We start from the raw sequence: 13,066 nt of genomic DNA, 5'->3' as shown, positions 1-13,066 counted from the left end.
CACGATGCTCGCCGGCAGCCTCCGCCGTTTTCGTTTGTCCATGATCGAAATACGCAATGTTTCCCAGCGGTTTGCCGGGCCCCGGGGGTGGGTCGAGGCGCTGCACAACGTCAATCTGACGATTCCGGCGGGCGAGGTGTTCGGCATCATCGGCCGCAGCGGCGCGGGCAAGAGCACGCTCGTGCGCACGATCAACCTGCTGACGCGCCCATCCGAGGGCAACATCCTCGTCAACGGCCGCGATCTGACGACGCTGCCCGCCGCGCAACTGCGCGACGCGCGTCGCGAGATCGGCATGATCTTCCAGCACTTCAATCTGTTGTCGTCGCGCACCGTGTACGAGAACGTCGCGCTGCCGCTCGAACTGGCCGGCCTGAAGCGCGACGAGATCGAGGCGAACGTGCTGCCGCTGCTCGAGCTCGTCGGTCTGTCGGCGCAGAAGGACCGCTATCCGGCGCAGATCAGCGGCGGGCAGAAGCAGCGCGTGGGCATCGCGCGCGCGCTCGCGAGCAAGCCGAAGGTGCTGCTGTCGGACGAGGCGACCTCCGCGCTCGACCCCGAAACCACCCGCGCGATCCTCGATCTGCTCAAGCGCATCAACCGCGAACTGAACCTGACGATCGTGCTGATCACTCACCAGATGGACGTGATCAAGCAGGTCTGCGATCGCGTCGCGGTGCTCGACGCGGGCCGCGTCGTCGAAGAGGGCAAGGTGATCGACGTGTTCCTGCAGCCGCACCACGAAGTCACGCGCGCGCTGATCGGCGACGTGATCGCGCAGGAGCTGCCGCCCGCCATGAAGGCGCGCGTCGCGCAGCGGTTGAAGACCGGCAGCGGCCATCTGCTGCGCCTCGCGTTCACCGGTTCGGGCGTCGATCAGCCGATCCTGTCGGAGACGATTCGCCGCTACGAGCTCGACTTCAACATCCTGCACGGCCAGATCGACGAAATCCAGGGGCAGGCGTTCGGCTCGCTCGCGGTACTCGCGGGCGGCGATCCGGCCAAGGTCGCGCAGGCGATCACGTTTCTGCGCGAGCAGGGTGTCGTCGTGGAGGAGCTCTCGCATGTTGAGTGAAATGTTCGATATGTTCGTCCAGTCGTTCTGGGAGACGCTCATCATGGTGGGTATCTCCGGACTGATTGGCGCTGTGGTCGGCTTGCCGCTCGGCGTGCTGCTGTATTTGACCAACCGCCAGGGCGTGCTCGAAAACGTCGCGTTGAATCGCGTGATGGGCGTGATCGTCAACGCGGTGCGCTCGACGCCGTTCATCATCCTGCTGGTCGCGGTGATTCCGTTTACGCGACTGGTCGTCGGTTCGTCAATCGGCACCGCGGCCGCGATCGTGCCGCTGACGATCGCCGCGGCGCCGTTCATCGCGCGTCTGGTCGAAACGGCGCTGCGCGAGGTCGATCGCGGGCTCATCGAGGCGGCCCAGGCGATGGGCGCGACCACCAGCCAGATCGTCTTCAAGGTGCTGTTGCCGGAATCGCTGCCGGGGGTGGTCGCCGGGTTGACGATCACGTTCGTGTCGCTGGTCGGCTATTCGGCGATGGCCGGCGCGATCGGCGGCGGCGGTCTTGGCGACCTCGGCATCCGCTACGGCTATCAGCGCTTCCTGCCAGAAGTGATGCTCGCGGTCGTGCTGATACTGATCGTGTTCGTGCAACTGGTGCAGTCGTTTGGGGATTGGCTCGTGCGTCGTCTGAGCCACAAATAAACAAGGGCGTTCGGAAGCCCGCTAATAAAGATTCGGAAAAGGTCGATCATGCAACGTCGCTTCATTCTCAAGCTGGCCGCCGCATTCGGCGCGGCAACGCTCTTCGCCACCACCGCGGCGCATGCCGAAGACACGATCAAGGTTGGTGTCACCGGCGGCCCGCACGCGCAGATCATGGACGTCGTGAAGATGGTCGCGGCGAAGAACGGCCTGAACATCAGGATCGTCGAATTCTCCGACTACGTGCAGCCGAACGCGGCGCTCGCGGGCGGCGATCTGGACGCGAACAGCTACCAGCACGACCCGTACCTGCAGGCGCAGGTGAAGGATCGCGGCTACAAGCTGATCCGTATCGCCGATACGGTCACGTACCCGATGGGTATCTACTCGAAGAAGGTGAAGTCGCTCGCCGAACTGCAGCCGGGCGCGAAGATCGCCGTGCCGAACGACCCGACCAACGGCGGCCGCGCGCTGCTGTTGCTGCAGAAGCAGGGCTTGCTGAAGCTGCGCGCCGAGGCGGGCCTGAAGGCGACGCCGCTCGACATCGTCGACAATCCGAAGAAACTAAAGATCGTCGAGCTTGACGCGGCGCAGATTCCGCGTTCGCTGGGCGATGTCGATGCCGCCGCGATCAACACCAACTTCGCGATGGAAGCGGGCCTCAAGCCAACGCAGGACGCTATCGCGATCGAGGACCGGAAAGGTCCCTACGTGAACGTGATCGCGATTCGCGAAGCGGACAAGAACAGGCCGTGGGTCGCGAAGCTCGTCGCGGCGTACCACTCGCCGGAAGTGAAGCAGTTCGTCGACAGCAAATTCGGCGGCTCGGTAATCACCTCCTGGTGATGCAACGCCCGCGGACCTCGCAGAACACGACGGCAATGCGAAATTAGAGGTCTGAGTCGGAACCCGGGGTTGTCTCCCGGGTTTTTTGGAGATTAAAATAGAACGATCGTTCGATATTGCCGTTACGCCGCTGAGGAGCGATATCCTCCCGCAAAGCGCCCGCGACACGGCTGTCATGAGGGCAGTCGCTATAATGTTCATCGGGTTGACGTATTCGTAACTTTGGAGCGTGTGCATGAAAATTCTGGTGCCAGTGAAAAGAGTGGTCGACTACAACGTGAAGGTCCGCGTGAAATCGGACGGTACGGGCGTCGATATCGCGAACGTGAAAATGTCGATGAACCCGTTCGACGAAATCGCGGTTGAAGAAGCGGTGCGTCTGAAGGAAGCGGGCGTCGCGACCGAAGTGATCGCCGTGTCGGCCGGTGTTGCGCAGGCGCAGGAAACGCTGCGCACCGCGCTCGCCATCGGCGCGGATCGCGCGATCCTGATCGAATCGAACGAAGAGCTGCAGCCGCTCGCCGTCGCCAAGCTGCTCAAGGCGCTCGTCGACAGGGAGCAGCCGCAACTGGTGATCCTCGGCAAACAGGCCATCGACGACGACTCCAATCAGACCGGCCAGATGCTCGCCGCGCTCGCGAATCTGCCGCAGGCGACGTTCGCGTCGAAGCTTGTCGTGGCGGACGGCAAGGCGACGGTCTCGCGTGAAGTGGACGGCGGCGCGGAAACGCTGTCGCTGACGCTGCCGGCCGTGGTCACGACCGATCTGCGCCTGAACGAGCCGCGCTACGTAACGCTGCCGAACATCATGAAGGCGAAGAAAAAGCCGCTGGAAACGGTCAAGCCCGAAGACCTCGGCGTCGATGTCACGCCGCGTCTGAAGACGCTGAAAGTCGCCGAGCCGCCGAAGCGCTCCGCCGGCGTGAAGGTGCCGGACGTGAAGACGCTGGTCGAGAAGCTGAAGACCGAAGCGAAGGTGCTTTAAGTAGAACGGCAACTATGTTGCATGGGACTGGAGTAAGCGCTAAAGCGCTAACTCCAGTCGACACGGAGACAGAGCAAATGACGAACCTGGTAATTGCAGAACACGACAATGCGTCGATCAAGGCCGCGACGCTGAACACGATCGCAGCGGCACAGAAGATCGGCGGCGATATTCACGTGCTGGTCGCGGGACATAACGCGCAGGGCGCGGCCGATGCGGCCGCGAAGATCGCGGGTGTCAGCAAGGTGCTGCTCGCCGATGCGCCGCAACTGGCCGAAGGCCTCGCGGAAAACGTCGAAGCGACGGTCCTGACGCTTGTGCAAGATGCGGCGAAGCACTACACGCACATCCTCGCGCCGGCTACCGCCTACGGCAAGAATGTTGCGCCGCGTATCGCCGCGAAGCTCGACGTCGCGCAGATCAGCGACATCACGGCAGTGGATAGCGCCGACACGTTCGAGCGTCCTATCTACGCGGGCAACGCAATCGCGATCGTGCAATCGGCTGATCCGATCAAGGTCATCACCGTGCGCTCGACCGGTTTTGATGCCGTCGCGGCCGAAGGCGGCAGCGCAGCGGTCGAGAGGATCGAAGCGGCAGCCGACGCAGGCCTCGCGCAGTTCGTGAGCCGCGAAGTGACGAAGCTCGATCGTCCGGAACTGACGAGCGCGAAGATCATCGTGTCGGGTGGCCGTGGTCTGGGCAATGGCGAGAACTACATGAAGGTGCTCGAGCCGCTGGCCGACAAGCTGAACGCGGCGCTCGGCGCATCGCGCGCGGCGGTCGACGCGGGGTTCGTGCCGAACGACTATCAGGTCGGCCAGACCGGCAAGATCGTCGCACCGCAACTGTACGTCGCAGTCGGCATCTCGGGCGCGATCCAGCATCTGGCCGGCATGAAGGACTCGAAAGTCATCGTCGCGATCAACAAGGACGAAGAAGCGCCGATTTTCAGCGTGGCCGATTACGGCTTGGTTGGCGATCTGTTCACCCTCGTGCCGGAACTCGTGAGCGAACTCGGCTAAGCGCCGCGGCGCCTGAAAGAGACCGCCGAAAGCAAGCGAAGGGCGCAGGACCGACCAAGTCCCGCGCCCTTTTTTCATATCAAGGGAGGAGAACCGAAATGAGCTATACGGCGCCCATCAAGGACATGCTGTTCGTGATGAAAGAACTGGCCGGACTCGAAGACATCGCGAAGCTGCCCGGCTTCGAGGACGCGAACCTCGACACCGCGCAGGCCGTGCTCGACGAGTCGGCGAAACTATGCGGCGAAGTGCTCGCGCCGCTGAACGTCGATGGCGATCGCAATCCGAGCAGCTGGAAGGATGGCGTGGTCACTGCGACGCCGGGTTTCAGGGAAGCCTTCCGCCAGTTTGCCGAAGGCGGTTGGCAGGGCGTGCAACATCCGCTCGACTACGAAGGCCAGGGCCTGCCGAAGCTGATCGCGACGCCTTGCATCGAAATGCTCAATGCGTCGAACCTCTCTTTTGCGCTGTGTCCGTTGCTGACCGACGGCGCCATCGAAGCGCTGCTAACCGCTGGCAGCGAAGCGCAAAAACAGACCTATGTGCCCAAGCTGATTTCCGGCGAATGGACCGGTACGATGAACCTGACCGAGCCGCAGGCCGGCTCCGATCTCGCGCTCGTACGCACGCGCGCCGAGCCGCAGGCCGACGGTTCGTTCAAGCTGTTCGGCACGAAGATTTTCATCACGTGGGGCGAGCACGACATGGCGAAGAACATCGTGCATCTGGTGCTCGCACGCACGCCGAACGCGCCCGATGGCGTGAAAGGCATTTCGCTGTTCCTTGTGCCGAAGTTTCTCGTCAACGAAGACGGTTCGCTCGGTGAGCGCAACGACGTTCACTGCGTGTCGATCGAGCACAAGCTCGGCATCAAGGCGAGCCCGACCGCGGTGCTGCAGTTCGGCGATCACGGCGGCGCGCTCGGTCAGCTGATCGGCGAAGAGAATCGTGGCCTCGAATACATGTTCATCATGATGAACGCCGCCCGTTTCGCGGTCGGCATGCAAGGTGTCGCGATCTCGGATCGCGCATATCAGAAGGCGGTCGCGTATGCGAAAGAGCGCGTGCAGAGCCGTCCCGTGGACGGCTCCGCGAAGCAGTCGGTCGCGATCATCCAGCACCCGGACGTGCGCCGCATGCTGTCGACGATGCGCAGCCTCACCGAGGCGTCGCGCGCGCTCGCCTACCTCGCGGCCTCGCACTGCGATATCGCGCATCGTCATCCGGACGATGCGACGCGCGCGAAGCATCAGGCGATCTACGAATACCTCGTGCCGATCGTGAAGGGCTGGAGCACGGAGCTGTCGATCGACGTGACGAGCCTCGGCGTGCAGGTGCATGGCGGCATGGGCTTCATCGAGGAAACCGGCGCTGCCCAGTACTACCGCGACGCGCGCATTCTACCGATTTACGAAGGCACGACCGCGATCCAGGCCAACGACCTGATCGGTCGCAAGACGCTGCGCGACGGCGGCAAGGTCGCGAAGGAACTGCTCGCTGGCGTCGCCGAAACGGTTGAAGCGCTTGGCGCGCAGCAGGGCGCGGCGTTCGCATCGATGCGCACACAGCTCGCGCAGGGCCAGCGCGAGCTTGGCGCGGTCGTCGATTTCATCGTCGCCAATGCGAAGGGCGATCCGAATGCGGTGTTCGCGGGCAGCGTGCCCTATCTGAAGCTCGCGGGCATCGTGCTGGGCGGCTGGCAGATGGCGCGTGCGCAGCTTGCCGCGGCGACGAAGCGCGACGAGGACCCAGCGTTTCATGACGCGAAGATCGCGACCGCGCGGTTCTACGCCGAGCACGTGTTGCCGCAGGCGGCGGCGCTCGAAGTGGCGATCGTCAGCGCGAAGGGGGGCGAGGGCGTGCTGGCTTTGTCGGAAGACCTGTTCTGAGCATGCCTCGATGCCGGCCGCGATCGCGGCAGCACATTGAAATGCAAACAAATGCAAACGGCGCCCCGCGAGGCGCCGTTTGTTTGTCCGGCTGCAGTTTGTTGCGGCCTGCGCCGCGGCCAGGGCCGCGTCAGCGCACGCACTCAAACTCACGCATACGCCGGCCGATGCTCGCCCGCGGTCTCGCCGAGATAGCGATGCACCGACAGATCGTCCGCGCGAATCGCGGGCTGCTTGCCCGACATCAAGTCGGCGAGCAGTTGGCCCGAGCCGCACGACATCGTCCAGCCAAGCGTGCCGTGGCCGGTGTTCAGGAACAGGTTCGGCACCGGCGTGCGGCCGACGATCGGCGTGCCGTCCGGCGTCATCGGCCGCAGACCGCTCCAGAACGTCGCCTTCGACGTGTCGCCGCCGCCCGGGAACAGGTCATTCACTGAAAGCTCGAGCGTCTCGCGGCGCGCCTCGCGCAGCGATTTGTCGAAGCCGACGATCTCGGCCATCCCGCCGACGCGGATCCGGTCGTCGAAGCGCGTGATCGCGATCTTGTAGGTCTCATCGAGCACGGTCGACACCGGCGCGGCCGCCGCGTCGACGATCGGCGCGGTGATCGAATAGCCCTTCAGCGGATAGACCGGAATCTTCACTATGCCATCGAGGAAGCGCGTCGAATACGAGCCGAGCGCGACCACGAACGAATCCGCGCGCACGAGTTCGCTGCCGCACTGCACGCCGGCGATGCGGCCGCCCGCCATCGCGAGCGCGTCGATCGACGTGTTGTAGCGGAACTTGACGCCCAGTTCCTCGGCGAGCGCCGCGAGGCGCGTCGTGAACATCTGGCAGTCGCCGGTTTCGTCGCCGGGCAGGCGCAGGCCGCCGGTGAGCTTGTGCGACACCGCGGCGAGGGCTGGTTCGGCCTTGGCGAGTTCGTCGGCCGTCAGCAGCTCGTATGGCACGTTGGCATCCTGCAGCACGGCGATGTCTTTCGCGGCGCCGTCGAACTGCTGTTGCGTGCGAAATACCTGTAGCGTGCCGCCGGTGCGGCCTTCGTACTCGATGCCGGTGTCGGCGCGCAACGCCTGCAGGCAGTCGCGGCTGTATTCGGCCAGCCGCACCATACGGCCCTTGTTCGCCGCATAGCGCGGCGCCGTGCAGTTCTGCAGCATCTGCCACATCCATTGCAGTTGGAACGCGGTGCCGTCGACGCGAATCGCTAGCGGCGCGTGCTTCTGGAACATCCACTTGACGGCCTTCAGCGGCACGCCCGGGGCGGCCCACGGCGAAGCGTAGCCCGGCGAGATCTGGCCCGCGTTGGCGAAACTGGTTTCGAGCGCCGGGCCGGCTTCGCGATCGACAACGGTCACTTCGTGACCGGCGCGCGCGAGGTAATACGCACTCGTCACGCCGACGACGCCACTGCCCAAAACGACGACTCGCATAGCTGCTCCAGATATCCAAAAATTGAGTGAGGGCAAGGCGCTCGTCGGAGGTTCGATCTGATTCGATTCGGCGAGCTGCAACGTGAGGTGAAATGCCGTTTGCCCAGTGTTAACCGCTATACTATTGACAGTGAGACAGGTTTTGTTATTGTATTTTCATCATTTTTAGAAAAAACACCATGCGTACCCAGCGCCAGCCCGTGCGGGCTCTCGACAAGCTCGATCACAAGATCCTGCGGCTCCTGCAGCAGGACGGCCGTATGGCGATGAAGGACCTGGCGGAGCAGGTCGGTCTATCGGTGACGCCGTGCATCGAGCGCGTCAAGCGGATGGAGCGCGACGGCGTGATCACCGGCTACTACGCCCGCGTGAACCCGGCCGAGCTGGGCGCGGCGCTGCTCGTGTTCGTCGAGATCACGCTCGATCACAAGAGTGGCAACATGTTCGATCTGTTCCGGCGCGAGGTGCAGAAGATCCCCGAGGTGCTCGAGTGCCACCTCGTGTCGGGCGATTTCGACTATCTGATCAAGGCGCGCATCGGCGAAATGGCCGATTACCGCAAGTTGCTCGGCGATATCCTGCTGCAGCTGCCGGGCGCGGTGCAGTCGAAGAGCTATGTGGTGATGGAGGAAATCAAGGAGACGCTGACGATCGCGGTGGGCGAGTAGGTGCCGGTTCACTGACGGGGTTGGACGCGCATCAAGCGACCAACGAAGTGCTCGACAAACGGCGTAAACACTGTATATTTATACAGGTGTTTTGCGCCGCTTTCCTTTGGCGCTTCCTGTTTGCGTTTGCTTTGCGTGGCCCGCCGTGGATGACCCCGACACCCCTGACATTCCAGAATTTCCGATCGCGCCGCCGGCGCCTCGCAAGGGGCGCGGCGCGGTCACGAACCTGCAAGGCCGCTACGAAGTCGACCAGCGCGAAGCCGTCCACGACGGCTGGCAGACGGCCGACGAAGACGGGGAGCCGAAGGTCCTGCGCACGCAGGTGTTCGAGGAGCGCGCAAAAACCATCCTCACACGCAATGCGTCGCCGGACATTCCGTTCAATGTGTCGCTGAATCCTTACCGGGGCTGCGAACACGGCTGCATCTATTGCTTCGCGCGGCCCACGCACAGCTACCTGGGTTTGTCGCCCGGGCTCGATTTCGAAAGCCGCATCTACGCAAAGATCAACGCGCCCGAACTGCTCGAGCGGGAACTGTCGAAGAAATCCTATGTACCCGAGCCGATCGCGCTCGGCGTCGCCACCGATGCATGGCAGCCGGCCGAACGTGACTTGCGTCTTACGCGTCGTGTGATCGAGGTGCTCAGCGAGCGCAACCACCCGTTCGCGGCGATCACCAAATCATCGCTGATCGAGCGCGACATCGACCTGCTTGCGCCGATGGCCGAGCGCGGGCAATTCATGGCGGCGATCACCATCACCACGCTGGACGCCGACATCGCGCGCACGCTCGAACCGCGCGCGGCCACGCCGTCGCGCCGGCTGCGCACGATCCGTACGCTCAGCGAGGCGGGCATTCCGGTCGGCGTCAGCATCGCGCCGGTGATCCCGTTCGTCACCGAACCGGATATGGAGCGCGTGCTCGAAGCATGCGCCGAAGCGGGCGCCAGCAATGCGAGCTATATCGTGCTGCGGCTGCCGTGGGAGGTCGCGCCGCTGTTCAAGGATTGGCTGGGCGCACATTTCCCGGATCGGGCCGAGCGCGTGATGAGCCGTGTGCGCGACATGCGAGGCGGCAAGGATTACGATTCTTCGTTCTCGACCCGCATGAAGGGAGAGGGCTTATGGGCGGATCTGCTCAGGCAGCGCTTTCACAAGGCCGTGCGCCGGTTAGGGTTGAACGGGCGCGACCGCGGCATTCTCGACATGTCGCATTTCCGCCGGATCGAGCCGCCGCGCGCCGAGCAGGTGAGCGCACCGGCGCGCGACAATCCGCAACTGAGGCTTTTCTAGCGCGCAGGAACGTCTGCGGGTCCCGCCACGGGGGCATTACTGCGAAATCGCTTTGGCCGCTTCGACCTGACTTTCGAAGTAGGTCTGGAACGCGAGCGCGAGACCGGTCATCAGCAGAAACGCACCGATCAGCAGCGAAAAGATCACGACGAAAATGACCGTCCAGCCGGAGCGACTTTTGCGTTGCGTGTGGGTGTTGAATTGCGCATCCCATTTCTGATCAGGACGCAGCCCGTAGACGAGCGCCGCCAGAAACGCGGCAAACAGCGAAACCGCGCCGAACGGCGCGAGCACCCAGCCCAGGATCGACGCGCGCTCGGTCGCGACCAGCAGCATCACGCCGGGAATGCCGATCAGCGTGCCGAGTAGATGTGCCCAGCCGTAGATGTCTCGGGTGCCGTACAGATAGAAGCGGTGGGCGCCGAGGCTGCCGAACAGGAACGCCAACGCGGCGGTGAGCGTCTTGGATCTGAAGCGCGGGGAAGTCGAGGCAGCGGTGGGCATGAACGCGTGGGCAGAGTGACGGGCGGTCGAAAGGAGCGGCGCGCCGCGGGGGCGCGGACCGACGCGCATTCTACGCCTGCGGCGCGCGGGTGGTCACGTGGAGGACGATCGCCCAGGCTGAAAGCGGGGTGGCGAGATGCGCCGGACCTGGCTCGAGGTGAGTGCAGCCGTTCAGCCGGGCATGCGTGCATCCGCGCGTTACGGCGCTGAATACGTGATGCGATAGATTGCGCCGGCGGTATCGTCGCTGATCAGTAGCGAACCGTCTGGCAGCGGCAACACGTCGGCGGGGCGGCCCCAGACCGATTCGCCGGGTTGCAGCCAGCCTTCGGCAAAGACCTGCTGGCGTGCGTGGCTGCCGTCAGGGTCGGTGATCACGCGCACGACGCGGTAGCCGACCTTCTTGCTGCGGTTCCACGAGCCGTGCTCGGCGATGAAGATATTGTTGCGGTAGTCGGCTGGAAACATCGGGCCGTCGTAGAAGCGCATGCCAAGCGCCGCCACGTGCGCGCCAAGCTTGACCACTGGCGGCGTGAATTCGCTGCACGGATGATCCTTGCCGAACTCGGGGTCGGGCGTGTCGCCGCCGTGACAGTACGGAAAGCCGAAGTTCATGCCGACATGCGGCGCGCGGTTGAGCTTGTCGCTCGGAATATCGTCGCCGAGCAGGTCGCGACCGTTGTCGGTGAACCAGAGTTCGTGGGTGACCGGATGCCACGCGAAGCCGACCGAATTGCGGATGCCGCGCGCGACGACCTCGTAGTGGCTGCCGTCCGGGTTCATGCGGCCAATCATCGCAAAGCGGTCCGGATCTCTCTGGCAAATGTTGCACGGCGCGCCTTGCGGCACGTACAGCTTGCCATCCGGGCCGAACGCGATGAATTTCCAGCCGTGATGCGTGTCCGTTGGCAGCTTGTCGGTGACAACGACCGGTTTCGGCGGATCGTTCAGATGCGAGTCGATCGCATCGAAGCGCACGATTTTCGACACGGCCGACACATACAGCGCGCCGTCGCGCCACGCGACGCCGGCGGGCATCTGCAGCCCGGACGCGATCACGTGGTGACCCGTCACGCGGCCGTTCCGCAGCTCGAGCGCATACACATGGCCATCGTCGCTGCCCACGTAGAGAATGCCCTTGGGCGACAACGTCATCGCGCGCGCGCTCGGCACCTCGTCCGACAACACTTCGATGTGAAAGCCCGGCGGCAGCTTGATTTTCTCGATGGGCAGCGCGGCGATTGCCGTCAACGCCTGCGCGGCGATAACCGCGGCCGCTACCGCACGTAGAATCCGGCTGCACGAGGTGCGCGAAAGTCCAGCAAAGCGTACGAAAAAGGCACGAAAGGCGAACGGAAACGGGAGTTTCGGCTGGCGTTGCACAGGCGCTCCTTCAGGTAATTCGGGCGTTTGAACGGGTTCTCGCACCTCTTGCAGAAGGTGGGTGCAGCCCGGTTCCGCAGTTTATCCCGGTAAGTGTTTGTTATGGCGTCGGTTTCCCGCTATAATCGCGTGTTTCAGTCGTTCCGAACCCCGGTTTTCAAGGATTCTAGTATGGTCATCATCCGCTTGGCTCGTGGCGGCTCCAAGAAGCGCCCGTTCTACAACATCGTCGCCACCGACTCGCGCAGCCGTCGTGACGGCCGCTTCATCGAGCGCGTCGGTTTCTACAACCCGGTCGCTACGAAGGGCGAGTCCCTGCGTATCGCTCAGGATCGCCTGACGTACTGGCAAGGTGTTGGCGCGCAACTGTCGCCGACCGTCGAACGTCTCGTGAAGGAAGCGCAAAAGGCGCAGCCGGCTGCTTGATGGCGGCCCGCAGGCGTATCGTCGTCGGTTCGGCCGGCGGCTCGCGCAACTCGCGTGAGCAGTCCGATGCGCAATTTGTTTTACTGAAGCAGACGCCAAAGCAGGCTGCGAAGTTGTTGTCGAGGTTATTCGATGTCTGAGCGTGATTCCGGCAGTTCTGGTAGCGTCAAGGCAGCTTCGCGCGCAAAGGCGTCTGGTCAGGCGTCGTTCGGTGCATTCGTCCGCAAGTCGGTCGAACGAACCGACGGCAAGGCGAAAGAGGCGCAAGCCAATGCCGCGAACGCCGATTTCGAAGCTGCAGAAATGCGCATCGAAACGGCGGCAAGCTGGCCGGCCGATGCGGTCGAAGTCGGCGCAATCGTCGACGCCTATGGTCTCAAAGGCTGGGTCAAGGTAGCCGCGCATGCGGATGCCGGGCAAGGCGGCGACGTCTTGCTGAGCGCGAAGCGCTGGTGGCTGCTGAAAGGCCAGGAGCGCAAATCGGCGCCGTCCTTGCAGGCCAAAACACATAGCGACAGCGTGGTCGCCCGTCTGGGTGGCGTCGCTGACCGCGATACGGCGTTGGCTTTGCGCGGTTCCCGCGTATACATCGGCCGTAGCGAATTTCCGGCGCTCGAAGCCGACGAATTCTACTGGGTCGATCTGATCGGCCTGGACGTGGTGAATCTCGCCGGGCTCAACCTCGGCAAAGTCGCCAGCATGATCGACAACGGCGCGCAGTCGGTGCTGCGCATCGAATATCCGGCTACCGACAAAAACGGCAAGCCGGTCGCAGGCGAGCGTTTGATCCCGTTCGTCGGCGTCTTTGTCAAAACGGTGGACCAGGCGGCAAAGCATATCGTCGTCGACTGGGAAGCTGACTATTGAAATCTATCGTTGAGCGGGGAGA

13 protein-coding genes are annotated in these 13,066 nt (G+C 63.7%); 10 read left to right on the top strand and 3 right to left on the bottom strand.

All coding sequences use genetic code 11. The features are described from left to right. Positions 1 to 40 precede the first annotated feature (40 nt). The 6 genes from F6X37_RS19295 to F6X37_RS19270 all read left to right on the top strand — a co-directional run bounded on the left by F6X37_RS19295 (position 41) and on the right by F6X37_RS19270 (position 6,463). On the top strand, positions 41 to 1,075 hold the full coding sequence (locus F6X37_RS19295) for a methionine ABC transporter ATP-binding protein (RefSeq protein ID WP_090801299.1): 1,035 nt from the start codon (positions 41 to 43) through the stop codon (positions 1,073 to 1,075). Next, positions 1,065 to 1,718: a methionine ABC transporter permease gene (locus F6X37_RS19290; RefSeq protein WP_187612419.1), complete on the top strand. Its 654-nt coding sequence runs from the start codon at positions 1,065 to 1,067 to the stop codon at positions 1,716 to 1,718. The genes F6X37_RS19295 and F6X37_RS19290 overlap by 11 nt, the downstream gene beginning before the upstream one ends. A 48-nt stretch (positions 1,719 to 1,766) precedes the next feature. Then, complete coding sequence (locus F6X37_RS19285; protein WP_187612418.1) at positions 1,767 to 2,564, top strand: MetQ/NlpA family ABC transporter substrate-binding protein; 798 nt, start codon at positions 1,767 to 1,769, stop codon at positions 2,562 to 2,564. A 235-nt stretch (positions 2,565 to 2,799) separates the two neighbouring features. Further along, the gene (locus tag F6X37_RS19280; RefSeq protein WP_187612417.1) at positions 2,800 to 3,549 is read left to right on the top strand and encodes an electron transfer flavoprotein subunit beta/FixA family protein; all 750 of its coding nucleotides are present in this window, start codon (positions 2,800 to 2,802) and stop codon (positions 3,547 to 3,549) included. Positions 3,550 to 3,626: 77 nt separating this feature from the next. Continuing rightward, positions 3,627 to 4,574, top strand: a complete 948-nt coding sequence (locus F6X37_RS19275; RefSeq protein WP_187612416.1) for an electron transfer flavoprotein subunit alpha/FixB family protein — start codon at positions 3,627 to 3,629, stop codon at positions 4,572 to 4,574. Between the two features lie 98 nt (positions 4,575 to 4,672). Beyond that, positions 4,673 to 6,463: an acyl-CoA dehydrogenase gene (locus tag F6X37_RS19270; RefSeq protein ID WP_187612415.1), complete on the top strand. Its 1,791-nt coding sequence runs from the start codon at positions 4,673 to 4,675 to the stop codon at positions 6,461 to 6,463. 149 nt (positions 6,464 to 6,612) lie between these two features. Here the strand turns inward: F6X37_RS19270 and F6X37_RS19265 are convergent, their stop codons facing one another. Continuing rightward, positions 6,613 to 7,899 carry a D-amino acid dehydrogenase gene (locus tag F6X37_RS19265; RefSeq protein WP_187612414.1) on the bottom strand — a complete coding sequence of 429 codons (1,287 nt, stop codon included), beginning with the start codon at positions 7,897 to 7,899 and terminating at the stop codon, positions 6,613 to 6,615. Between the two features lie 179 nt (positions 7,900 to 8,078). Between F6X37_RS19265 and F6X37_RS19260 the strand changes: the two genes are divergently transcribed. Next, positions 8,079 to 8,567: an Lrp/AsnC ligand binding domain-containing protein gene (locus tag F6X37_RS19260; protein WP_090801287.1), complete on the top strand. Its 489-nt coding sequence runs from the start codon at positions 8,079 to 8,081 to the stop codon at positions 8,565 to 8,567. Positions 8,568 to 8,712: 145 nt separating this feature from the next. Then, positions 8,713 to 9,864, top strand: coding sequence for a PA0069 family radical SAM protein (locus F6X37_RS19255; RefSeq protein WP_187612413.1), 1,152 nt, complete (start codon positions 8,713 to 8,715; stop codon positions 9,862 to 9,864). A gap of 36 nt (positions 9,865 to 9,900) precedes the next feature. On the opposite strand, the gene F6X37_RS19250 is transcribed toward F6X37_RS19255, so the two are convergent. Both F6X37_RS19250 and F6X37_RS19245 read right to left on the bottom strand, forming a co-directional pair. Beyond that, on the bottom strand, positions 9,901 to 10,368 hold the full coding sequence (locus tag F6X37_RS19250) for an NINE protein (protein WP_187612412.1): 468 nt from the start codon (positions 10,366 to 10,368) through the stop codon (positions 9,901 to 9,903). Between the two features lie 198 nt (positions 10,369 to 10,566). After that, on the bottom strand, positions 10,567 to 11,751 hold the full coding sequence (locus F6X37_RS19245; protein ID WP_187612411.1) for a PQQ-dependent sugar dehydrogenase: 1,185 nt from the start codon (positions 11,749 to 11,751) through the stop codon (positions 10,567 to 10,569). 171 nt (positions 11,752 to 11,922) lie between these two features. Here F6X37_RS19245 and rpsP point away from each other — a divergent pair, with 171 nt between their 5' ends. Together rpsP and rimM are read left to right on the top strand one after the other, a co-directional pair. Then, the gene (rpsP, locus tag F6X37_RS19240) at positions 11,923 to 12,177 is read left to right on the top strand and encodes a 30S ribosomal protein S16 (RefSeq protein WP_013090118.1); all 255 of its coding nucleotides are present in this window, start codon (positions 11,923 to 11,925) and stop codon (positions 12,175 to 12,177) included. Positions 12,178 to 12,309: 132 nt separating this feature from the next. Next, positions 12,310 to 13,044 (top strand): ribosome maturation factor RimM, encoded by a 735-nt coding sequence (gene rimM / locus F6X37_RS19235; protein WP_187612410.1) that lies wholly within the window; start codon positions 12,310 to 12,312, stop codon positions 13,042 to 13,044. Positions 13,045 to 13,066: the final 22 nt, after the last annotated feature.

This window comes from Paraburkholderia sp. 31.1 (assembly GCF_014397645.1).
GTDB classification, from domain to species: domain Bacteria; phylum Pseudomonadota; class Gammaproteobacteria; order Burkholderiales; family Burkholderiaceae; genus Paraburkholderia; species Paraburkholderia tuberum.
This window is presented reverse-complemented; position numbering and strand designations above follow the sequence as displayed.